Raw genomic sequence first — 23,098 nt, forward strand, 5'->3', positions numbered from 1 at the left:
CGCCATTAGCGCAGGTGGTGGGAGTGTTCAAGATAATCCAAATGATGGAAGGGAGGAAGGGTGTTATGAATCAAAAAACCAATCGAAGCTTTCGCGTTGTTGTAAGCGCTCTTCTGGGTTTGTCCATGCTCTCGGCCCTGATCTATTCCGTTCCGGCTCCTTCATTCGCCGCAGGGCCGCTTCCGGCCAATACGAATCTGGTGAAAAACGGAGACTTCGAGCAGGGCAAGGCCGACTGGGAGGATTGGGGAGCGGCGACCGTGGTAACTACCGACGTTCAAAGCGGAACCAAGGCACTCAAGCTTGGTCCCACCGAAGGCGGTATGGGGCAAAAGATTGACGGGATAGACGAAAATACGATCGTCACGTTAAGCGGCGCGGGCAAAGCCGGCACCCCCGGCGAAAAAGCCTGGATCGGAGCGGACTGCCTCGATGCCTCCGACAAGAAGCTGGCGGGCGGCAAATTTATGATGAGCTTCGAATCGGCGGCTTACGAGCAGAAGTCGCTCTCGTTCCGGACGGTTCCCGGCACCCGGAAAGTGCAGGTTTACGTTTATAAAAATCCGGACAACGGCAAATTCGCCTATGTCGATGACGTCGCTCTCAAGATAGGCGGCAGCTTGCCGGACGAAGATCCGCCGGTCAAGTCGGTCGGACCGCTCCCGCCGCCACATCCTCCGGGTGTGTTCTTTGACGATTTCAAGAACGGCATCGACCCTGAAAAATGGCTGATCGCGAAGCAGCAATGGGGCGGTCAAGACGTGAACGGCGGCGTGCTTCCGGTCAATGTGGCCGTCACCCGGGACGGTATCGTGGAGCTCACCGCCAACGGCGACCTGTACAACGGACCGGTCCGGGGAATGAACCGTGACGGCTCGACGCGGGCGGACGGCAAACGTACCGGGGCGTCCATCGTGACGAAATATGCCTATGCATCGGGAAGCTATGAAGTGAGAGCCAAAATAGTGCCGAAGCTCGGTGCGGTGTCGGCCTTCTGGACTTTCTTCAACAACGGCGAGGTCAATCATGAGATCGACTTCGAAGCGCCCGGTGACAAGAGCCTCCGCAAGATCATGACGACGACCTGGGTCGTCGAAGCGCGGAATACTTCGCAGGTGACGGACTTTCCGGAGCAGATCGACGGCAATTGGCATGTATACCGGTTCGATTGGCATACCGACCCGAAGAGAGTCGATTTTTACGTCGACAATAAGCTGATCCATACGAGCTATACGAACGTGCCCCGGGCGGCCTCGAAATTTTGGCTTGGCGTCTGGTTTCCGAAGGAATGGGCGGGGGTACCTAACTTTGCCACCGACAAGATGTACATCGATTGGGTAAAAATTACGCCGTTTCTGGAGAAGGGGGATGTCCGGGCAGGGAACGGGGAAACCGGGGAAATCGGTCCGGGCACCGGCTGGGCCGGCTTGAACGAATATCCCGCTCCGCGGTAAGCGCTTCGAGAAACTAAACCAGTCGCACTCGCAGCGAACGTACAGGAACACAAATCAAGCCCTTGGCCGCTCCCGTCAGGAGAGAACCAAGGGCTTGTGTGTTTTAATCCAATTGTCCATACTCCGCAAGCAGAGAAACGGCTAAAATAAACATCGCGTGCGACCAAGTTAGCGGTACGACCCAAGCGGTTTCTCCCGTTTGCTTGTCGACCTGTTCGGGCAGCAGCCCTGCCGCCGTCCGGTGATCTATCGCCCATTGCAGGAGCGACTTGGCTTCGGCGTACTGCCCGCGATGAATGCGGTAATGGCACAGCCACAGCGTCGTTAAGATCCACGGATTGCCGCCAATGTAATGGTCGTTCTCGTAACGCTTGATACCGCCGACTTGGGGAGACGTCAAGTATTGTTCAATCGTATCGGCTGTGCGGACCATGCGCGGATCATCGGCAGGGAACACGCCGAACGGAACGGAGATACCGATCAGGCTGATATCGACGATCGGGTCGTGCTCCAGGAAATAGGTCGTATATCCTTTCGCATTGACGCTCACGGAGGTGCAGAGTCCTTGCTGCTGGGCTTCGCGATAGGCCGCCTCCGGCACTGCCAGCTTTAACGCGCGGTAGAAGGCGCCTTTCTCCTCGTTCCAGCACAGCTCGCCGATCGACTGGCGGATGCGCTCCGCCGCGAGGCTCCATTCGCTTGCCAGCTCCGGCTGGCCGAGTCGTTCGGCAAAGGAAGCTGCCGCCGTCAAGCCGCCGAAAACCGCACCTGCCGAATACGTGTGCTCGGCGAATCGCTCCTCCCACAGATCCATGCTGCATGAGGGCAATCCGGTTTCCGCGTCGATATAGCCGGTAAGGAAGCGGGCGCCCCGTTCGACGGCCGGCCATACGTTTTGCAGGAAAGCTTCATCTTGCACCTGCAGATAATGCTGCCACATGCCCCAAATAATCGAGGCGCCTTCGTCGATCTGCAATCCCCAGGACGGAGCCAGCCGGCCGTCGTGGTAATGCCGTTGCTGCCAGGAGCCGTCCGGGTCCTGCGCCGTAAGGGTCCACTCGTAAAACTTCGCGGACAATTCCGTCAGGCCGACGCGGTCCAGCGCCGTCGTAATAAACGCGGCGTCGCGGCCCCAGCAATAGGAGTAGCCCCCGCAGCGGGAAAATTGCTCGTCAAATTCGGGAGCGGCCACGACGCTGCCGGACTTCTCGTCGCTCATCAGCTTCATCGCCAGCAGAGAACGCTCGTACAGCTCGCGGATATCGCTTCGCGATCCGGGAGCCGGCACGGCGTCGTTCAGGAATCGATGCCAGTAGCTCTCCGTGAATTCGTACCAGTACGTATGCGGCTGGCTCTTCGCTTTTGCCAGCGATTGCTGGGAGGCAGCGCGCGTCTGGCCCGCCGCAATGTATACGGGCACCTCGATAGCCGCGCCTGGCTCCAGCTTTTCAATGTGCCAGCACAGCGCGCCGTCCGGCTGCATGTCTATCCCGTTCCCGTTTAAATGGCCGGATTGCGCGTTTTCCCATACGCCGGCTCCGGCTTGGTATCCTGTGCAAACGTTTGAACTGGAGACCGAAAAAATATACTCGTGCCGCAGGTGCATGAGCGAATCGTGTGCTTCCTCAAACTGGGTCGTATGGTAAAAAGGCGTTTCCATCGAGCGGAATGACGAGTAATACATAAAGCGGAACGATACCGGCGCCTCGCCGCGGTTCGTGAATGTATACTGGCGGACAACGAAATCTTCGCCCGGAACGGCGTAATCGACCGTATCCACGGATAGCGGGAAGCGCTCGGAAACGGCGGTCGTTTTAAACATGTTCGTGCGGGGAACGTAGGAGGCTTCGTGCCGCCAGCCGTCTTCCTCGCCGTCAAACCAAGTTGTTCCCGATGAGGTTCCTTCGATGTACAGGCCGCCGCGGATTTCGTCCACATGCTGCGGATAGTCGATATGCGGCCACCAGAGGCGGTACATCCTGCCCGTACGGCCCAGAGAAGCGAGGAAACGGGAATTTCCGACGATCGCGTCGATCAAGTAAGGCTTTTTCGTTGTGTACATGTGCATCTCTCCTAGTCTTAAGCTTGAGTCAGGGACGATTCCCGCACGATCAGACGGTGGGGAATGATCACGCGCTTTTGGGGCATGGCTTCCCCCTTGACGGCCCGGATAAGCGTTTGTGAAGCGGTGTAGCCGATCTGGTAAATCCCGATATCGATGGAGCTGATTGGCGGTGTGGACAGCTCGGACAACGAGATGTTGTTGAAGCTGACCAAGCTGAGATCGTTCGGGACCTTGTAGCCGAGCTCCGTCAGCCCCCGCAGCACGCCGAAAGCGACGACGTCGTCAATCGCCACAAGCGCCGTCGGCCGTTCGGGGAGACACATGAAAAACGACATCGCACGGTAGCCGCTTTCCTGCAAAAAGTCCCCTTCGACGATCCATTCGGGGCGAGCGTCGATCCCGGCGTCCTTGAGCGCCTGCAAATATCCCTTCATCCGGTCGCCCGAAACGATCAGATTCGGCGGGCCGCTCACAAATCCGATGCGCTTGTGCCCTTGTGCGATCAAATGGCGGGTAGCATCGTAAGCCGCTTGCACGTTGTCGTTGTCCACCGACAAAATGTCGGGAAACTCGTCGCTTCGCCCGATCAGGACAAAAGGGAAGCCGTGCTCAAGCATGAACGAAATGAGCGGATCGCTTTGACGCGAATACAGCAAAATCACGCCGTCGACCCGCCGGCCCTTGACAAGCCGGGTAACGGCTTCAAGCTCTTCCCGCTCCGTTGTCCCCGTCGTCATCATGAGATCGTACCCCGTACGCGCCGCCTGGGTAACGATGCCGCGAATCACCTCGGAGAAGAACAGGTTCTGGAACAGCTCCTCGGCCGGTCTGGGCAAGATTAAACCGATCGTATTCGTCGTCTTGGAGACGAGGCTTTTGGCCATGATGTTGGGGTGATAGCCGAGCTCCTTCAGCACTTCCCGCACCTTCGCCGCGGTCGCCGGACTGATCCGGGGATGGTTGGAAAGGACGCGCGATACGGTGGAAGGAGAGACGCCGGCTTTTTTGGCGACGTCGACGATTGTGATTGCCATAGCTGTGTAACCTCCGGATGTTCTGTTGATAGGAGAGCCGCTTTCTTGCGGGATATTGGCACTTGGCTGCTATTTTGCACAAGTAAGGAAGCATGTTTCTCCCATGGTAACATATCAGAGGAGGCTAATGTAAAAAATGACTTGTGCAAACGTTTGAACAAAAGGTGGCACGAAAATGGCTGCCGCATATTTTTTATGTTAGCGCAAAAGCCGGTCCATTGTAAATACACGTTTGAAAATGAGTGCAAAATAACTTGTTTTCCCTAAATTATGGCATATAAAATGTAGGAAAGATGAGGAAATGGAAGGATAAGGGGGATAGGAGCGGGGATTTCAGCAAAAATTGGCTCAAATAACCAGTGCAAACGTTTTTACAAAATTTTCTGCGTGAGTTATGATATGTCGTGGATGAAACGTTTTCAAACGGATTCCATGGCAAGAAAGTTGTTAGTAGCACTTTTTACGGCTTTGTGCGCAAAGGTTTGCACAAGTTGCAGTTGCCGCAAGCGCGAAGGCAGAGCAATTATTATCGGAAACTGAAAGGGGTACTTACAAAAATGGAATTCAAAAAGAAGCTCTTGGCGCTGGTTGCCGTATCCTCCTTATCCGTCTCGATGGCTGCTTGCTCGGGCACGAACAAACCGGAAGCCGAGACTCCAGCCGCGAACAATAATGCGCAGCCGTCGGCTGCAGCAGGAGAAGCGGGCGCGTTGACGCCGGAAGCGGGCGCAAAGCTGGTGATCTGGGAGAGTAAAGATGAACGCGTGTTCACAGATGAAATCGCGAAGCTTTTTACGGAAAAATATAATATTCCGGTTCAAATCGACGAAATCGCTCCGACGGACCAAGTGACCCGACTGACCAACGACGGTCCGGCGGGCGTAGGAGCCGACGTGGTGGTGTTTCCGCACGACCACTTGGGTCGGGCCGCATCGGCGCAATTGATTCTCCCGAACGATTCGTTTGCCGAGGAAACGAAGAAAAACAATACGGACAACGCGATTCAAGCCGTTACCTTCAACAACACGTTGTACGGTTTTCCGCGGGCTGCCGAAACCTACGCGCTGTATTACAATAAAGAACTGGTGAAGGAAGCTCCGAAATCGTTCGAGGACGTCGTCGCGTTCAGCAAAACGTTCACGAACAAAGACAAAAATAAATTCGGCATCATGTGGGAAACCGGTAATACTTACTTCAACTATCCGTTCATCGCTTCGACGGGCGGGTACCTGTTCGGCAAAAACGGCACGGACAAAACCGATATCGGCTTGAACAACGAAGGCGCACTGGCCGGAATGAAAGTGTATGCCAGCCTGAGAGAAATTTTGCCCGTGAAATCAGGCGACATTAACCCGGACATCAAGCGGGGACTGTTCACGGCAGGTGATGTGGCGATGGATATCAACGGTCCTTGGGAGCTGACCGGCTACAAGAAAGCGCTTGGCGACAAGCTCGGCATCGCTCCGATTCCGGCGATCGGAGGCAAGCCGGCGGTATCGTTCTCCGGGGTCAAAGCATGGTACGTCAACTCGTTCTCGAAATATCCGAACGCGGCCAAGCTGTTCGCCCAATTCGCTTCCAGCAAAGAAGCGCAGCTTCTGCTGCACAAGAAGGTCGGATCCATCCCGACGAACAAAGAGGCGCAAGAGGACCCACAAATCAAGAATGATCCGATCATTTCCGGTTTTGTCGCGCAGTTCAAAAACTCGCAGCCGATGCCGTCGATCCCGGAAATGGACAGCGTCTGGAATCCGCTTGACTCTGCACTGACGGAAGTATGGAATAACGGCAAAGATCCGAAACAGGCGCTCGACACGGCGGCTACCCGTCTGAAAGAGCTCATCAACAGCGGTAAAAAGCAATAACGGACCGGGAGGCTGAGTCTGGGTTCACCCGTCGCGGAATCCGGCGGGTGATTCCACATTTTTTTTCGGGGAGAGGAGCTTCGTCATACTATGTCTCAACATCGGATCACCGCAGCGGTGCTGTCATGCATCGGATTAGGCTTAGGACAATGGTATAACCGGCAATGGCTTAAAGGGCTGGTGCTGCTGCTCATCGAGGTGGCGGCGCTGAAGTATTTCGTCCAAAATTTAGGTCAGGCGCTGTGGGGCATTGCAACGCTTGGCGAACAGGCGATGCATTTGGAGAAGGTTAACGGCATTGCCAAAATGGTTCCCGGCGACCACTCCATCTTTTTGTTGATTCAGGGCGTCATTACCTTGCTGGTGCTTGGCTTGTTCATCCTGCTGTACGTGCTTGTCGTCAAGGATGCGTATCTCGTCGGAAAGCTGCGGGAGGCGGGGGGAAGGCCGAATAATTTCATCCAGTCGCTTGCCTATATCCGGGACAGAAGATTTGCGGAAGCGTTTCTGATGCTGCCTGCGGCCGGCATTTTGTTTTTTACCATCATGCCGATCATCTTTATGATCTTGCTGTCCTTCACGAACTATTCTTCCCCGAACCATATGCCCCCGGCCAAATTGGTCAACTGGGTAGGGTTTCAGACGTTTAAGGACCTTGTCGGACTCAAAACATGGAGCCATACGTTCTTCGGCGTCCTGCGCTGGACGATCATTTGGGCGGTATTGTCGACTATCACGACCTTTTTCGGCGGGTTTCTGGTGGCCCTGATCATTCAGCAAAAGGATATCCGCTTCAAAGGGTTTTGGCGGACGATCATGATCATCCCTTACGCTATTCCGCAGCTCATTTCTCTGCTGGTGATGCGAAATCTGTTCAACGGCCAGTTCGGACCGATCAACCAATACCTATCGTATTTCGGACTGGAGAAGCTGCCGTGGCTGACGGACCCGCTGTGGGCCAAAGTGACGGTTATCGTCGTGAATATGTGGGTCGGCGTGCCCGTTTCGATGCTGCTGATCATGGGCGTGCTGACGACGATCCCGCGCGATATGTACGAGGCGGCTGAAGTGGATGGGGCGACCGCGTTTCAGAAATTCCGCATCATTACGCTGCCGATGGTCATGTTCACGACGGCTCCGATTCTGATTACGCAGTTTGCGGGAAATATCAACAACTTCAATGCGATTTTCCTGCTGACGGACGGCAATCCGGTCGAAGGGGAGTATCAATACGCGGGCGCAACCGACCTGCTTGTCACCTGGTTATATAAGCTGACGCTGAACCAAAGCCAGTTCAACATGGCCTCGGCTGTCGGCATTATTATTTTCCTGATCATCGCTTCGTTCTCGATCTACAATTACCGCAGGACCCGTTCGTTCCGGGAGGAGGATATGATCCAATGATAGGGAGAAAATTAAGCAACACGATTCGGCTGGCGTTCAGCTATCTGTTTCTGATCGTGGCGTGCATATGCTGCTTATATCCGGCGCTGTGGGTCATTCTGGCTTCCTTCCGGCCGGGCCGGTCCTTGTACAGCAAAACCTTGCTTCCCGAGCAATTCGTGTTCGAGCATTATACGGAGCTGTTTACGTCCAAAAGCTTCCTGTTCGGCACTTGGTACTGGAATACGCTCAAAATCGCCACCTTATCGATGATTTTCGGCACGCTGATGGTGCTGCTGTGCGGCTACGCGCTGTCCCGGTTCCGGTTCAAAGGACGCAAAACCGCACTGTCCACCTTGTTGATTCTCGGGATGTTTCCCGGTTTCATGAGCTTGATTGCTATCTATATTTTGCTGAAGGAATTGAATCTGCTCGATACGCATCTGGCGATGATCATCGTCTACTCCTTCGGCGCTCCGTTGATGGGAAGCTTTATTGCCAAAGGCTTTTTCGATACGATCCCGCGCAGTCTGGATGAAGCGGCAAGAATCGACGGGGCGAACAACATTACGATCTTCGTCAAAATCATGCTTCCGCTTTCCAGGCCGATGCTGGCGTACGCGGCGTTGACCCAGTTCGTCGGCCCTTGGATCGATTTTATTTTCGCGCGGATGGTGCTGCGCACAAGAGACAAATGGACGCTGGCCGTCGGCCTGTACGACCAGATCAGCAGCAACCAGAACAGCAATTTTACGCTGTTTGCGGCGGCGGCCGTGCTGATCGCGGTTCCGATCTCGCTCCTGTTCATTTATTTGCAGCGTTTCCTGGTAGAAGGGCTGACAGCGGGGGCAAGCAAAGGTTAAGGCAGGCGTTAAGTGATAAAAAGGAAAAGTTCACTAAAACCAACAACAATAAGCAATTGAATACAATGTTAGACATTTTAATAAAGGATGAGTCATGCAAAGGGATTATCCCTTCATGCATGGTGCTCATCCTCTTTTGTTTTAGGCTATGTTAAACTTTGTTGTTGATATTGCTTGTTAAACGAACGGGCAGGATAACGCAATGGATGCCTAGCCGAAATAATGGACAGAATTGCTAGTTTCATAATGCGGGGCGTACAGCAATGGCTATTGCTTCTGGTGCTACACTGCTTCTGGCAGGTTTAACAGCTGCTTTTTCGCCGGGAGATTCTATGGTTCTTCTAGTAGTTGCGCTTTCTTTGCTTGGTCTAGGATGGAATCTTTGTTTAATAAGTGGGACTGCACTCATTGTTGATTCAACTGAACCTTCCACACGGGCTAAAACTCAAGGTAAAGTGGACGTTTGGGTTGCTTTGTCAGGAGCGGCTGGTGCTGGCCGCCAGACGTTAAAGCAAACTGGCAGTTCAATTAATTCTACAGAATGCCGGGAGGATTGAGTATTTTAAAATCACAAATCAGACGTTATTTGCAAAGATTGGCAACATAAGAATACCAAAAGAGAAGGGTAGACGTGAGAAAAGAGATCCACAGAGTGCGTGGCGATGACAATCAGAAGCAAAACAAACGAAGGAACGCTTGTTCAAGTGTGTTTGTGACGAAGCCCAAATAAGTGTGGAGCGTGTCTGCCATTATTGTATTGTTGGATTCTTGACACGGGGGAACATTTTATTCTCCAAAGTCTTCGGATAAAATCAAAAAACGCGCCTGAACCATGGTGGTTTGCGCGTTTTGTCGGGACGAATACGGAGTCAGGACGGAATGTTCATAGCGGTCTGAATATTTTTCAGATCGAGCTGAATTTGCTCCGGAATATGGTAGGGATGGTATAGGCCCCGCTGCATCATGTAGTTTGTTATCTTTTCATGGGAGTCTATAGCTTCGTCGAGTTGTTTCATCAAAATTTGCTTGATTTCGGGGGTGGCACATTCGGTTACGGCCATGGCGTAGTTTCTGACTCCGCTCTTGGCGTTCATCAAAAAATCCATTGCGATCACGTCGTCGGTCAGCGTATGAAGCCCTGTCAAGTGTTCTAATAGGGTGTTCATGTTTCTATCTCCTTTAGGTTAGGGTCACTTTAGACAACACTCCACCGAGCTCCTGAAGCTGCTGCTGTGATAATTGCACGTCTTGCTGCAAAATTTGCCTGAGCTCCGGGTCGGTTACAAGAGCTTGCATGGTTTTGGATTTGGTCATGCAAACGGTCTTGAACGCAGCCATTTCATGAGCCTCCAGCATCTCATGCAAAGCGTAATTGGAATTCATTCGGATTGTCCTCCCCTGTATTTACCCATATTCAGGGCTTTAAGATGACTTTGATGCAATTGTCCGTTTTCGTATCGAACATTTCATAGCCGTGCTTGGCCTCGCTAAGCGGAATGACGTGCGTAACAATATCTCCAGGGTCTACTTTGCCCGACGTAACCAGTTCGTACATATACGGCATGTAGTGAATGACCGGGGCTTGCCCGGAACGGATATTCACGTTGCGTTGCATGATGTCGCCGAGCGGGAATCCGTTATAGCGTCCGCCGTATACCCCAGTGACTTGGATGGTCCCGCCTTTGCGGACAGCCTGAGACGCAATGATAAATGCGCTCATGGTGCCGCCTTGCAGTTTCAAACCGCTGGCTAGAAATTCGAGATCGCTCATCTTGCCGTCCATTCCTACCGCATCAATCACGACATCGGCGCCGCCTTTGGTCATTTCCTTGAGATTGTTGCCGATATTTCTATCCTGTTCGAAGTTTACGATTTCCACATTGTTCGTTCGCTTCGCATGCTGTAAGCGGTAATCGACATAGTCAACGGCGATGACTCGCTTTGCTCCCTTCAGCCAGCAGAATTTCTGGGCCAGAAGTCCGACCGGACCGCAGCCGAGCACGATGACCGTATCTCCATTCTTGACACCGGCGTTATCTACGCTCCAGAATGCCGTCGTCATGGCATCGGCGATCAAGCTTAGCTTTTCGTCCGGTTGCTCGCAGTTTTCAGGAATCTTGAAGTGGGTGAAATTAGCAAACGGAACTCGTAAATACTCCGCTTGCCCGCCAGGGTAACCACCGGTCGTTCCGGAGTAGCCGAAATATGCGCCCATATCCCCGTGTTCGTTTGAATTGTCGCATTGGCTTTCCAGCTGATTCTTACAATAAAAGCATTCCCCGCATGCGATGTTAAAAGGGATGATCACCCGGTCACCTTTCTTTACCTTGGTCACTCCAGGGCCTACTTCTTCTACGATCCCCATCGGTTCATGCCCGATGACATAGTTCTCCTGAAGGTTAGGGATCATCCCGTGAATCAGGTGAAGGTCCGAACCGCAAATGGCGGAACTGGTGACTCTTACGATCATATCGTCCGGTTTCACAATCTTCGGATCCGGCACCTCTTTGACCACGACATTTTTAATCCCTTGATACGTTACCGCCTTCATGCTTTATGTCCTCCAATATGTTCATCTGGGGTCCGATCAAACATCCCTTTACGCGACGTATCATCCGGGAACAAATTCATCTGCCCGATCATCACCGTATTTTTCGCTGAAAGCTGGTCGAGTTGGTACTGTTCGTTCAGCTCGTAAGGATGGAACCATTTTTTGCGAATCATAAGCTCCGTGATTTCTTGGTGCAGTGCAATCCCCTGCATAAGATGATTGCGCAGCAGCGCTCTTACATCGGGAGAAGCCGTTTCCGTCAGGGCGATGGACAAATTTCGCACACCCTCCTTGGCACGAATAAGGAAATCCATTGCAAATGTCATATCTGCCATCTCCGGCATATTTAACGAATTAATCGGGTCTAAATAATCGGTGTTCATTGGCGCTCCCCTTTAATGTGTGATAGGTGTCGGGCTATTCGGAACAGGCGCTTGGAATGGAGCTCTTGCGTAGATGGCCTGGAGCTCGGCGATCTGTTGCGTGGATAGAATGACGTCCTTCTGCATTAACGCTTTCAGCTCCTGGTCAAAGACCAAGCCTTGCATAAGTTTTGACTTAGCGAGGCAGAGCGTTTTGAAGTTTAACGCTTCATGCAGTTCCATCGATTCGTGCGGCGCTAGCGTTGGCGTATTCATTGAGAAATTATCCCCTCCTTTTTTCATCCGATTTAGCTTTTCCTACGCATTGGATCCTATACAAAAATGGATTGCCGGTAATGTGGGGTCCGGATATTCCCATGCAGTCACAGGAATATAAACAAAATCTCAACCGCATACTTATTTCTGTTTAAGTTATTGATCTTTGCTCTAAGGAAGGAGGACTCACCTTGCCCAATGAAAACAAAATTGATCTAGCCACCGAAAATGCAAGAAAACCGGCAGAAGGTACACTTCACTCGAGCGGCAATACGCTGGAGCAGCATGCATCTAACGCGGTTTCTGAGGCGCAAACGGCTTTAAATCAGGCGATAAGCTCGATAAGTGAATCTAATGCGGCAACAAATTCACAAGCTTTGGAGACGGCCCGGCAGCAATTGACCCAAGCAGAGGAATTTTTAGATCAAGCGCAAACTTCAGCAAACGCATTACGTCTACCGGACCAACAATAAAACGGTAGCTTTGGTAGTGGCAGTGATTCTCCTTCTTATTCGGTACAAGTGGAATCAAGCTCACTAATGTCGAGGTATGGTCGTCTGTCTATGTAGACGCTGCTTATGATGATTTCCGAATTTACGCCGATACTCTCCGCATGGGCAAATGAACTGCGTTGACGCTTGGAGGAACGTATTTGCCATAGACACGGAGAGTCACCGTAAATAACCTCTTAATGTTGAAGAGCATATTTTTAGTGGATATAAGCAAGACTACGGAAATTGCCCCCTTTCAATGAGACATTTTTGCACGTCGGCGAACGCGCTTGATTTGGCGGACCAGCGCAGCGAATCATGACAAGCGAAAGGGAGGTCCTTTAGGGGCCTCCCTCTTTCTTCTGCTTCCTTTTATTACGGGTTGGTCGTTGCTCTTCAGCACCACGCGCGGCGGCAGCGCAAGCAGGGCGACGTCTTCGGGGCATAGCCCACATTTAGGAACGTGTCGTACTGGCTGCATTCTTTTGTTTTGCCGTTTCCACTCGTGTCATGGTTCCGAAATAGACCACGCAGAACGCTCGAGTCATCAGGAATGTGAGAAAAATCGTGGCCCATGACCAAAACCAGTTCCAACGAACATACCGAATCAGATCGGTATATTGTTCGATAAGCACCTCGACCACCGTAAGTACAGTAGTGAATAATACATAATAGCCGAATTGAACCCAGCGCCCCCGATGGGACGGATAATATGTGTTAAACACCGCACATGTCATCGGATAGGCCATATATTCGTAGGTGAAGCTCGTCCGGCTAACGTCGGCAAGCTCCCTTACGGGATAGGTGAGAAGTTTGAGTTCGACCACGGCATGACCGAAAATACACGTAATATACTGTTTGAACAAAAAAGCGACCATCGCCAATCGACGTTTCTGCCGCGGGATGATGAGAATCAATAACAATGAAAGGATCCACACTGAAACGATAATGCCGTATTGCAGCAGCAAACTCATCTCTCATTCGCTTCCTTCCTGAAAACTTTGCGGTCCCTAAAGAACCAACTCGCTAGGCAGCGGACGGACAGAAAAATAATCGAGTACACGCTCGCAACAGGCGTCCACACCACTTTGAACGTGATATTCAAATCCGAAGCTTTGGGGAATTCACGTAACGGGTAGGCCACCAAATCAAATTGAACGAGCAGCACTTCTACTATCCATCCAACAGCCTGACACACAAGAAAGCACAACACAAATTCATGAGCTTTTGCTCTTGGAACAAGAAAATAGATGGTGGTTATACACACAAACCAGACTAGCAACAATAAATTTCGTTCCACGTCCATGGCCATAGCTTGTACAAGGAAGGAGGCTCCTATGTATAGTGTACGTCTTTTTATTCATACTCTCGTGGGCGGTGATAATTAGGCAAAACACAACACCGTTTACTCGTTGTCCGTCATAGACACGAACTTTCGGGGTTCCCGTAAAAATATTTTATTTTCCAGGCACTTGAACCTCATTCAGTCATATAAATAGGTAATAGCAGTTCGAACTTGTTGAGGAGGATTTTATGCAAGTGATGTTACCGAGTGAACAGTATTTCGGTAAGTTTGAGGCGTTTTTTTTATTTTACGGAGCCATGCCTACAGGCGTTACTGTTTCTGAAACTGGGCGCATTTTTATTTGCTTTCCAAGATGGGGAGACGATGTTAAATTTACGGTGGCTGAAATCGTTCGCGGTACATTACAGCCTTATCCTAGTTTAGACGCTAATTTGGTAAGCCAATCGAATTTCACAACATCCTTCATTAGTGTCCAAAGTGTCGTTGCTGATGGAAAGGGAACGCTTTGGGTACTGGATACGGGGGCTCCTAATTTCTCAGAACCCATCAAAGGGGGGGCGAAGTTAGTCGCTGTAGATTTAAATTCAAATACCATAAGAAGTGTATATACATTTACGGAAAATGTTGTCCTGCCAACCACTTATCTGAATGATGTCCGATTTGATTTTCGTGTTGGTAAAGCAGGTTATGCTTATATAACGGATTCGTCTTCCCGAGGACCAGGAGCCATTATTGTCGTTGATTTAGAAACGGGCTATGCCTGGAGACGGTTAAACGGAGCAAATTCAACCTCGCCCGATCTCTTTTTCTTACCGAAAGTTGAAGGTAAAATCCTGATGAATCGAAACAAAGATGGATCTACTTCACCGTTTAGATTGGCATCCGATGGTATAGCGATTTCCCCGGACGGCAAGATGTTGTATTTTTGTCCTCTCTCCAGTCGTCATCTGTACTCGATTTCAACGGAAGCCCTAAGAGACCGAACGATACCGGATATGAATTTACAGGATCACGTGAAGTATTGGGGAGAAAAAGGTGCTTCAGATGGAATGATCACCGATGCAAAAGGAAACGTTTATGCTGGAGACTATGAAAACAATAGTATTCGAAAGATATTGCCGAATGGAATAATGGAAACCATCGCACATGATCCGAGAATTTTATGGCCGGATACTTTTTCTATTGGTCCAGATCAATACTTATATTTCATCGTGAACCAATTACATCGGCAGTCAAGATTTCATTATGGAAATGACCTGAGGCAGAAGCCTTATAGTTTACTCCGTATGAAAATAGACGAACCACCTGCTCCTACCTTTTAGTAAATATTTCGCTTTACAAAGTTGACTCTATTTGCATAGAAAATGTATTTTATGACTTTAAGGTTATTAAGAATTTGGAGGCTGCCGCTCGGCAGCCTGTTCAGCTATCGGGACACGATAGCAACCGAAGGGGAGCAATAGAGAAGAAGCATTGTATATATTTTCTCCACTTGTTTTTTTAATTTTCACTAATCGCCTCTAAGAAACCAAACCTTTGTAATTAGATCATCCTTTATTTCATACATTGCAACTGCTTCTATAATGGCACCTTCTAATCTTCCAGTTATTTCTTCATGGTCTATTACATATTTTCCGTGAAATATTCTTTTATCAACAGTTGCTAACATATTAGGGTATGATTCGAACAATTTATGATAGCGCTCTCTCATAGCCACTTGCCCTTCTATGGCAAGTGTATTAGGAAAATCATAAATTTTAACATCTTCACTATAACATTCCATAAATAAGTCAATATTTTTATCGTTATATGCTTGTAATTGTCTTTGTACAACAGATTCTCTCATACTACTTCCCTCCTAAAAACAAAGATATTGTCAGTAGATAGTATATTAGAAATAGCCTCAAAGTAGAAGAGTTTTCTAAGAGTAGATAAATCAGTAAATGTTGTTAAACTCCATCGGGACGATAGAGAACGATACTTCAAAAAATGAAAATCGATTTACAAAACAAGAATGTTGTAGAAGATAAACAAAAAGAAATGGATAGAGATTCAGATCTCTTCTGAAACCTCTATCCATTCTTATTATCACCAATTAAATATCTAACATTGTATTCATGCTTATCGATATTGTTTATATTGTACTTTCTCTAACTTTGCGCCAGCAGAAGACGGAAGCCGTTTGCGGACAAGCACAGATGCAATTCGCCGTTGTCTGCGATCAGGTCTTCTTCGGTCAATAGGTCCCTCCAACGACGGCTGGTGACCGGCAGATCCAGCGTATCGGCTTCAGACCCCGCATTGGCGGCGACGATCAAGCGGTCGCTGCCCAGCGAGCGTTCGTAGGCAAGGCGCATATCGTTTTCTTGCGTGAACAGGAAGGTCAGATCGCCCGTACGCAGCGCTTCGTATTGTTTGCGCAGCGCGATGACTTGCCGGAAGAACGCGAACAGCTCGCGGTCCTGCTTCGCTTCGTCCCATTCCATGCATTTGCGGCAGCCGGGATCGTAGCCTCCGGTCAGACCGATTTCGTCGCCGTAATAGACGCAGGGCGTGCCGGTCAGCGTGAATTGAAGCAGTGTAGCCAGCTTCATCCGCTGTTTGTCTTCATCGCAAAGCGTCAGCAGACGCACCGTATCGTGGCTTCCGAGCAGGTTGAAGGCAGCCTCGTTCGCTTGCTGCGGATAGCTGGCCAGGAGAGCGCCCAAGGCGTTGGCGAAGCTTGCTCCGTCCCGTTCCTTCTTGGCGGCAAACTCGTTGATAATATTCGTCAGCGGATAGTTCATCACCGCATCGAACTGGTCGCCCATGAGCCATGGCATGGAGTCGTGCATAATTTCGCCCAAGATGTAGGCGTCGGGCTTCGCCTTCTTCACGACGTCGCGGAATTCGCGCCAGAAGCGGTGGTCGACCTCATTGGCTACGTCCAGACGCCACCCGTCGATGTCCATTTCTTCGATCCAGTACCTCGCTACATTCAGCAGGTATTCTTTGACTTCGGGATGCTCGGTGTTCAGTTTGGGCATGATCGGCTCGTAAGCGAACGTGTCATAGGTTGGAATGCCGTCCTTGACGTCGAGAGGCCACTCCCGCACGTGGAACCAGTCGGCGTAACGGGAATCCGCTCCCTTTTCCTTGACGTCGAGGAAGGGAGGGAACGTGTGCCCGCAATGGTTGAAGACGGCGTCCAGCAGCACGCGGATACCGCGTTCGTGACAAGCCTTGACCAGCTGCTTCAGCGTCTCGTTCGTACCGAAGTGAGGGTCTACCGTCATATAATCGGCGGTATCGTATTTATGGTTGGTAGTCGCTTTGAAGATCGGATTGAAATAAATGGCGTTGACGCCAAGCTCGCTCAGGTGATCCAGATGGTCGATGACGCCTTGGAGGTCGCCCCCGAAATAATTTTTGGGCGTCGGCTCGCCACCCCATGGTTCAACGGCCATCGGATCGTTGCCCGGGTCTCCGTTGGCGAAGCGCTCAGGGAATATTTGGTAAAAAACGGCATCTTTGACCCAAGCCGGGGGTGTAAACACGTCCGCCGGATTCAGGAAGGGGAAATCGAACATTTTGATGCTGTCCTTCGGCTCTTCGTTCGAAATGCCGGTCTCGACAAACCAGACGGCTTCGTTGCCCGCTTCCAGCCGGAAGGCGTACTTCATCCGGCGCAGCGGGGGCTGCACCGATACGTGCCAATAATCGAACAGCGAGTCGCTGATCCACTTGGTCATAGGGATTTCCTCGACGGTGCGGTCCCACGCGTATTTGTCGCCAACGATCAAAGCGACCCGCTCGACGTCATCCCGCTTAGTACGCAGGCGCAGATGGATCGTGCGCTCATCATAGGCATAGGCCCAGTTGGATTTCGGACGATGGTAAATGGCTTCCAATAACATCAGTGCATTCTCCTTCTTGGCAACAAAAAAAGGCACAACCCCGATGTAAAACGCGAGGTTGTACCTTTTTGCTTGGTAGCATTGCCTTTAATTTTAGCTATACTATAGCATCTCATCGGCGGAAACTCAAGACCAATCGCTTCTCTCGGACTGTTTTTTAGTATGCCGCAATCCATCGGCATGACCATTACGGCTGCCAGTTTACCGTTACGGTTGCCGTACCGCTGGAAGGCGTAGTGAACGTATGGTTGGAGCCGCCTTCCCAGGTGACGGAGCTGCCGTTTTTCTTGAGAAATTTAAATTCGATGGCCGTTCCCGCTGGAACACTGACATCGTAATACCAGTTCGGATAAGCGTACATTACCTTGTTAAACAGCGGACCGATCGCTTTGCCCGGTTCCCACTGCCCGAGCTCGCTCACGCTGCCCGTCAGATAGACGTTTTCCCCCAGCGTCGTCGAGGCGTTGTTCACCACGAAGCGAACGCTGACCTGTTCCTTGGTCAGGAGATTGAAGCCGCCGTACACGCTGCTGTCTGCCGCGCCGGCCGTTCTGACTTTGATGCCGTATTTACCCGCTGCGGCCGACGGTACGACGACTTTGATCTCGGTATCCTCCCAAGAGACGATATTGGCGCCGGTAACGGCTGTCGTGCCGAAATAGACGGTGCCTTTCGTCGAGCCGAAGCCTCTGCCGTCAATGGTGACGGTATTGCCGGCTTTCGCCATCATCGGGCCGACATGTCCGATCGCCGGAGTCGTTTGCGCCGCCGTGTACTGCCACACCGATACGCCTCCGGCGGCTAACGTGAACGCGGATGCGGCGCCGCCGCTGCCTACCGTCAGGCCGCCGCCGCTAAGCAGTCCTCCTAGCGCATCGGTGTAAGTGCCTGCCGGCAGCGAAGTAACGAGCCCGCTGATCGAGGCGGGGGAGGTCAGGTTGCGGTTGATGGCGACGACCGCCGTGCTGCCTCCGAATTTGCGCTCGTAGATGTAGACGTCGTTGTTGATCCACCGCTGCTGCGTTGTTCCGTAAGCGATCGCCGGGTTCGACTTACGGAGCGGGGCCAGCTTCTTGATAACGTTATAGGCGGTAGTCGCCGTCGAGAAGGAAGCCATCTTCGCCCGGTTGTTCGGATCGCCGTTCCCGGTCATATACTGCTCGGTTCCGTAATAAATGGCCGGTACGCCACGGGAAGTCAGCGTAAAGGCAAGCGCCTGCTCCAGCTTCCGGTTGCTTGCGCCCTGTACTTGGAAACGGTCCATGTCATGGTTATCGATGAAGGTCACCTGATCGTTCACTTGGGCATAATCTGCGGCCGTCCCGGTAACCATGCTGTCCAGACCAAGCATGGAATCCGTATTGTCACGGAACACTTGCCGCACTTTTTGCCCGAACCGGAAGTCGAGCAGGCTCATGCCGCTTTCGTTGGCGAAATGATGATTCGCCGGATCGACCTCGTTCGTGCCCAGAAACCATTCGCCGAACGTGAAGACGGGCTTCGTGTTGTAGATGGAAGCCATCCAATTTTTTTGCCAGCCGAAAGGCATATGCTTGACCGCATCCACCCGGATGCCGTCAATACCGAGATCCAGCCAGGTTCGGATCGCTTCTTTAAAATACGTATCGATGAAGCTGTTATTGTGGTCCAGGTCCGCAAGATCGAACAGGTTTTTGTAGATCCCGTTTTCCAGCGTCGAAAAATCTGTCCCGCCGTTATGGTGGAAATAACGGTTCGTATCTCCGGTATAGCTTCCGGCCAAGGCGCCGTTATTGTAGAGCTTGCCGTTTTCCGCGAAGGCGGCGTTCGTCTCCATAGCCGGGGACGTATGGTTCGGCGCAAAATCGATAATGACCTTGATGTTTTTGGCGTGAGCGGCATTGATCAGGTTTTGAAAGTCGGTCATGTTGCCGAAAGCGGGATTGGTCTTTTTGAAATCGCGCGCCCAGTAGCCGTGGTAGGCGGTGCTGTTCGTGCCGGAATAGTTGATGACGGAATAAATATTTTCGACAGGCTGAGAAATCCAGATCGCGGTAATGCCCATGCCGGTCAAGTAGCCGTCATTGATTTTATTGACAATGCCCTGCCAGTCGCCGCCGCAATACAGCTTCAGATTGCTGCTGCAGGTGCCGTCGAACGCGTTCCCTGTCGGATTGTTGCCCGCATTGCCGTCGGAAAACCGGTCGGTCACGATCTGGTAAATGACGTCTGTCGAGAAGTTTTGTTTGTTGGACACGGACGTGTCCGGAGAAGCCGATGCCGTCGGCGAAATCGGGGATAGGGCTGCGGTCAGCGACAATGCAAGAACGGCTGCAAGAAGTTTCGGCAAAGTTTTCAATAGGATGTCCTCCTGGTTCCTAAGTTTTGTGCAAAAATGAAACGCTTACATTTTTGGCGTTCGAGTATGGTTTCCGATACATCACCCCCTTAAAAGCGAACAACCCCGGCGTCTCCTAAGAGATACCGGGGTTGTTTTTCAAACCGATAGCGGTCTAAAAAATGCATGGCCCTTATGTTGATCTTCTACAAGGTTATTGTAAAATCGGTTGCATCTATTTGTCAATGGAGAGATTTTTTTCTTGTGTATTCCTTGCAGCGCGAACCTTTACGGCTTCGTCTTGCGCCAATACACGCCGGTCGTATCGATCGGAATGAGCGGGTCCTCGATGTTGTGCGCTTGCCGGTAATCGTGCACCGCGGCCGAGCAGTAACCGATCGAATAGTCGTCGATAATGACGTAGCCTCCGACAGATACTTTCGGGTACAGGTTCGTCAAGCTGTCCATCGTCGAGGAATACATATCGCCGTCGAGCCGGGCAATGGCGATTTTCTCAATCGGCGCCGTCGGCAGCGTATCTTCGAACCAGCCTTTCAGGAAGCGCACCTGGTCGTCCAGCAGGTCGTATCGCTGAAAATTTCTGATCACTTCGGATAACGAGACCTTCAGAAATTCCTGTTCGTGAAATATAGCCCCTCTATCGACGGGATAGCGGGCTTCGTCCGGGGCGGGCAAGCCTTCGAACGAATCGGCTACCCAGACGCGCCGGTCCTTCACGCCGTTCGCTTTCAGAAAGCCCCTCATAAAGATGCATGCCCCGCCACGCCATACCCCCGTCTCGATAAAATCGCCTTCGACGTTGTCCGCGAGCACAGAATTCATATGCTGATGCAGACTGTCCATGCGCAGCCTGCCGATCATGCTGTGCGCGATCATCGGCCAGTCCAAGCCTTGCCTGCGGTTCTCGACGGTAGCGCCGGGCTCGTGTTCCAGCCATAGTTCGAACAAAATCGTTTTCTTCAGCAGCTCGAGATACAATTCTTTCGCCGTATCGCTCGGCATGCTCCCACTTCCTCTCAGTGTCGTTCCACTAAACCTAATATATTCGGGTTCAGCGGCAAGGTGTGAGCGTTTGTCCTGCATGTGCGGGAATGCAGCTGACGTCCGGCAGCGTCCCGCTCGGGCGGTAAAAAAGTCGGAATCCCCGTATCAAGTAGTGGCGATTGACAAAGTCGAGAAGGTCGTATATCATTTTGCTAAGTGATCACTTAATGAATTTGGATTTCACAGCGCAAAAGGATGGGTTCCGATGAAACCAAGAACAAGCCGCCAGCAGCAGGCGTTGGAGACGAAAAGCAAGCTGATCGATGCCGCTCTCCGGACGTTTTCCCGCAAAGGCTTCAGCGAAAGCACGACCAAGGATATTGCCAAGGAAGCGGGAGTTTCAGACGGCCTGATCTATCACTATTTTCAGTCCAAGGAAGAATTGCTGTGGGCCATACTGGACAAATACACGCTCCTGCATTCCATCCGGCAAGCGCTGGAGGCCATGGACAAGCAAGCTCCGCTAGAGCACAATTTGACCGCGTATTTTCAAGCCTTAATCCGCAATTTGCGCGAGCAGCAGGACTTGATCGTGATGTGCTTCGGCGAGGCCCAGCGCATTCCCGAGATTCGTGCCCGGGTGGAGGACATTATACGGGAAGGTGTCGAGCTGCTGTACGCGTTTGTTGCACCGCAGGTTCATTTGGCCCCGCAGGAGCTGCTGGTCGCGATCCGCAATGTGCAGACGTCGATGGTGTTTTATTTCTTAATGACCGCCCGGTTCGCTGACGATGACACGCAGAGTACGGAGTATATCCGAATCTCGGTCAAGCAATTTTTGAACATCGTCACCTAAATTTTTTTAGTTATTTCATTAATTAAATACTTAATAAATGAAAATGGAGGCTGGTTTGCTATGAAAATAATCGATGTGGATGTCGCGGTCGTCGGAGCCGGACCCGGAGGGTGCATGCTCAGTTATTTGCTTGCGCGGAGCGGCGTGAGAACGGCGCTGCTGGAACGGCATAACCGTTTGGACCGCGAATTCCGGGGCTATTTTTTTCAACCGTCCGTCGTTAAGCTGTTCGATCAGATCGGTGTGCTGGAGGACATCTTCCATATTCCGCATCAGCATGTGCCCAAATTTACGTTTGTCGACCATGGCAAAACGCTGTTCGAGGTTCGCTTCGATGAGCTGGAACCGCCGTACAATTACGGTCTGACCATTCCGCAGCCTCCGTTGCTTGAGTTTTTCATCGGACAGGCTGCTCGTTACTCTAACTTTACATATTTCGGAGGGACGTCGGTGACGGACCTGATCGAAGAAGATGGCGCGGTACACGGCTTGATCGCCAAAAACCACGAGGGCGAGGAACTCGAAATGCGCTGCCGGCTTGTTGCCGGAGCGGACGGACGCCACTCCACGATTCGAAAGCTGGCGGGCCTAAGCCAGACGATGGGGGAGTTCGAGTTGGACTTCGTATGGTTCGACATGCCCAAGGTTCCGGGCAAAGATTACCCGCTGCAAATCCAGATCGAAGACGAAGGCATGCTGATCTATATTCCAAAAGGCGAGGATCAAGTACAGGTCGGCTGGGTGATTCCGAAAAAGACGTACCCGGAGCTCGTGAAAAAAGGAATCGAAGATTTCGTCCGCACTTTGATTGCGGCCGAGCCGGATTTGCAGAACGTGCTTCCTCGTCACCTCAGAAGCTTTAAGCAATGTTCGGTGCTGGACATTCAGGTTGGCATGACCGATACATGGGTAAAGGACGGCTTGCTTCTGCTCGGTGATGCGGCGCATATCGCTTCGCCGTTTTCCGGGCAGGGCAACAGCCTGGCCTTTCAGGATGCGGTTATCGCGCACGATACGGTGATGAAGGCGCTAGAATCCGGAGGCGACGGCATTGTGCCTGCCGAGCTTCTGAAAGGGTACGAGCTTTACCGCAAGCCGGCGGTGGCTGAAATTCAGAGCATGCAAGCGATGCAGGCCCGCTTGATCGCCATGAAGTCCCCGGGGATGCTCAGACTTCGGCGCATGCTTGCGCCAGTGATGCGCCGGACACCGCTTTTTCATCAGATGAGGAATAAGATTGCTCTTGGCGTTCAGCGGGTGGATGTGAACACCTCGTATTTTACGAAGTAAATTCATTGATACTGGGCCTGAACCTCCGATTCGGGAGTTCGGCGCCGGAAGAAGCCAACACGCCGGATTCTTACAACGCGAATC

General features: G+C 51.6%; 21 protein-coding genes and 1 pseudogene. 9 read left to right on the forward strand and 13 right to left on the reverse strand.

The genetic code is table 11. The features are described 5' to 3' along the window. Positions 1-65 precede the first annotated feature (65 nt). Positions 66-1,454, forward strand: coding sequence for a family 16 glycosylhydrolase (locus PEL01S_RS29160; protein WP_163768468.1), 1,389 nt, complete (start codon positions 66-68; stop codon positions 1,452-1,454). Between the two features lie 103 nt (positions 1,455-1,557). On the opposite strand, the gene PEL01S_RS29165 is transcribed toward PEL01S_RS29160, so the two are convergent. Then, on the reverse strand, positions 1,558-3,516 hold the full coding sequence (locus tag PEL01S_RS29165; protein ID WP_127462732.1) for a glycoside hydrolase family 15 protein: 1,959 nt from the start codon (positions 3,514-3,516) through the stop codon (positions 1,558-1,560). Positions 3,517-3,533: 17 nt separating this feature from the next. Further along, a complete protein-coding gene (locus tag PEL01S_RS29170) occupies positions 3,534-4,553 on the reverse strand; it encodes a LacI family DNA-binding transcriptional regulator (RefSeq protein ID WP_063184932.1) in 1,020 nt (339 codons plus the stop codon). A gap of 557 nt (positions 4,554-5,110) precedes the next feature. Between PEL01S_RS29170 and PEL01S_RS29175 the strand changes: the two genes are divergently transcribed. The 4 genes and pseudogenes from PEL01S_RS29175 to PEL01S_RS29190 all read left to right on the forward strand — a co-directional run. After that, entirely contained in the window at positions 5,111-6,418 is a 1,308-nt protein-coding gene (locus tag PEL01S_RS29175) for a sugar ABC transporter substrate-binding protein (RefSeq protein ID WP_063184930.1), read from the forward strand. Positions 6,419-6,508: 90 nt separating this feature from the next. Next, the gene (locus tag PEL01S_RS29180; RefSeq protein WP_010496545.1) at positions 6,509-7,822 is read left to right on the forward strand and encodes a carbohydrate ABC transporter permease; all 1,314 of its coding nucleotides are present in this window, start codon (positions 6,509-6,511) and stop codon (positions 7,820-7,822) included. Then, on the forward strand, positions 7,819-8,664 hold the full coding sequence (locus PEL01S_RS29185) for a sugar ABC transporter permease (protein WP_174807028.1): 846 nt from the start codon (positions 7,819-7,821) through the stop codon (positions 8,662-8,664). The genes PEL01S_RS29180 and PEL01S_RS29185 overlap by 4 nt, the downstream gene beginning before the upstream one ends. Positions 8,665-8,915: 251 nt before the next feature. Next, positions 8,916-9,191 (forward strand): annotated as a pseudogene (locus PEL01S_RS29190) (MFS transporter); the annotation flags it as partial. Between the two features lie 342 nt (positions 9,192-9,533). On the opposite strand, the gene PEL01S_RS29195 reads toward PEL01S_RS29190, so the two are convergent. The 5 genes from PEL01S_RS29195 to PEL01S_RS29215 are packed head-to-tail and all read right to left on the reverse strand — an operon-like array spanning position 9,534 to position 11,853. Then, complete coding sequence (locus tag PEL01S_RS29195) at positions 9,534-9,830, reverse strand: spore coat protein (RefSeq protein ID WP_127462733.1); 297 nt, start codon at positions 9,828-9,830, stop codon at positions 9,534-9,536. 13 nt (positions 9,831-9,843) lie between these two features. Beyond that, positions 9,844-10,047, reverse strand: a complete 204-nt coding sequence (locus PEL01S_RS29200) for a hypothetical protein (protein WP_063184926.1) — start codon at positions 10,045-10,047, stop codon at positions 9,844-9,846. 31 nt (positions 10,048-10,078) lie between these two features. Then, on the reverse strand, positions 10,079-11,215 hold the full coding sequence (locus PEL01S_RS29205; protein WP_127462734.1) for a zinc-dependent alcohol dehydrogenase: 1,137 nt from the start codon (positions 11,213-11,215) through the stop codon (positions 10,079-10,081). Beyond that, positions 11,212-11,598, reverse strand: a complete 387-nt coding sequence (locus PEL01S_RS29210; protein ID WP_120749736.1) for a spore coat protein — start codon at positions 11,596-11,598, stop codon at positions 11,212-11,214. The genes PEL01S_RS29205 and PEL01S_RS29210 overlap by 4 nt, the downstream gene beginning before the upstream one ends. Before the next feature lie 12 nt (positions 11,599-11,610). Then, entirely contained in the window at positions 11,611-11,853 is a 243-nt protein-coding gene (locus PEL01S_RS29215) for a spore gernimation protein GerQ (RefSeq protein WP_127462735.1), read from the reverse strand. Positions 11,854-12,044: 191 nt separating this feature from the next. On the opposite strand from PEL01S_RS29215, the gene PEL01S_RS29220 reads away from it, so the two are divergent. Continuing rightward, complete coding sequence (locus PEL01S_RS29220; RefSeq protein WP_063184920.1) at positions 12,045-12,326, forward strand: hypothetical protein; 282 nt, start codon at positions 12,045-12,047, stop codon at positions 12,324-12,326. A 473-nt stretch (positions 12,327-12,799) separates the two neighbouring features. Here PEL01S_RS29220 and PEL01S_RS29225 read toward each other — a convergent pair whose 3' ends face one another. Both PEL01S_RS29225 and PEL01S_RS35560 read right to left on the reverse strand, forming a co-directional pair. After that, complete coding sequence (locus PEL01S_RS29225) at positions 12,800-13,318, reverse strand: CBO0543 family protein (protein ID WP_127462736.1); 519 nt, start codon at positions 13,316-13,318, stop codon at positions 12,800-12,802. After that, entirely contained in the window at positions 13,315-13,656 is a 342-nt protein-coding gene (locus PEL01S_RS35560; RefSeq protein ID WP_127462737.1) for a CBO0543 family protein, read from the reverse strand. Before PEL01S_RS35560 ends, PEL01S_RS29225 begins: the two co-directional genes overlap by 4 nt. Positions 13,657-13,877: 221 nt before the next feature. Here PEL01S_RS35560 and PEL01S_RS29235 point away from each other — a divergent pair, with 221 nt between their 5' ends. After that, a complete protein-coding gene (locus PEL01S_RS29235; protein ID WP_127462738.1) occupies positions 13,878-14,972 on the forward strand; it encodes an L-dopachrome tautomerase-related protein in 1,095 nt (364 codons plus the stop codon). Positions 14,973-15,160: 188 nt separating this feature from the next. Here the strand turns inward: PEL01S_RS29235 and PEL01S_RS29240 are convergent, their stop codons facing one another. The 4 genes from PEL01S_RS29240 to PEL01S_RS29255 all read right to left on the reverse strand — a co-directional run bounded on the left by PEL01S_RS29240 (position 15,161) and on the right by PEL01S_RS29255 (position 20,886). Further along, a complete protein-coding gene (locus PEL01S_RS29240; RefSeq protein ID WP_127462739.1) occupies positions 15,161-15,496 on the reverse strand; it encodes a nuclear transport factor 2 family protein in 336 nt (111 codons plus the stop codon). 304 nt (positions 15,497-15,800) lie between these two features. Then, entirely contained in the window at positions 15,801-17,546 is a 1,746-nt protein-coding gene (locus PEL01S_RS29245) for an alpha-glycosidase (RefSeq protein ID WP_127462740.1), read from the reverse strand. Positions 17,547-17,733: 187 nt separating this feature from the next. Further along, positions 17,734-19,884, reverse strand: coding sequence for an alpha-amylase family glycosyl hydrolase (locus PEL01S_RS29250; RefSeq protein WP_127462741.1), 2,151 nt, complete (start codon positions 19,882-19,884; stop codon positions 17,734-17,736). Between the two features lie 267 nt (positions 19,885-20,151). Continuing rightward, positions 20,152-20,886 (reverse strand): TylF/MycF family methyltransferase, encoded by a 735-nt coding sequence (locus PEL01S_RS29255; RefSeq protein ID WP_127462742.1) that lies wholly within the window; start codon positions 20,884-20,886, stop codon positions 20,152-20,154. A 247-nt stretch (positions 20,887-21,133) separates the two neighbouring features. On the opposite strand from PEL01S_RS29255, the gene PEL01S_RS29260 reads away from it, so the two are divergent. Beyond that, entirely contained in the window at positions 21,134-21,724 is a 591-nt protein-coding gene (locus PEL01S_RS29260) for a TetR/AcrR family transcriptional regulator (RefSeq protein WP_127462743.1), read from the forward strand. Positions 21,725-21,784: 60 nt separating this feature from the next. Further along, on the forward strand, positions 21,785-23,014 hold the full coding sequence (locus tag PEL01S_RS29265; RefSeq protein ID WP_127462744.1) for an FAD-dependent oxidoreductase: 1,230 nt from the start codon (positions 21,785-21,787) through the stop codon (positions 23,012-23,014). Positions 23,015-23,098 lie beyond the last annotated feature (84 nt).

It is taken from the genome of Paenibacillus elgii NBRC 100335, assembly GCF_004000865.1.
GTDB classification, from domain to species: domain Bacteria; phylum Bacillota; class Bacilli; order Paenibacillales; family NBRC-103111; genus Paenibacillus_G; species Paenibacillus_G elgii.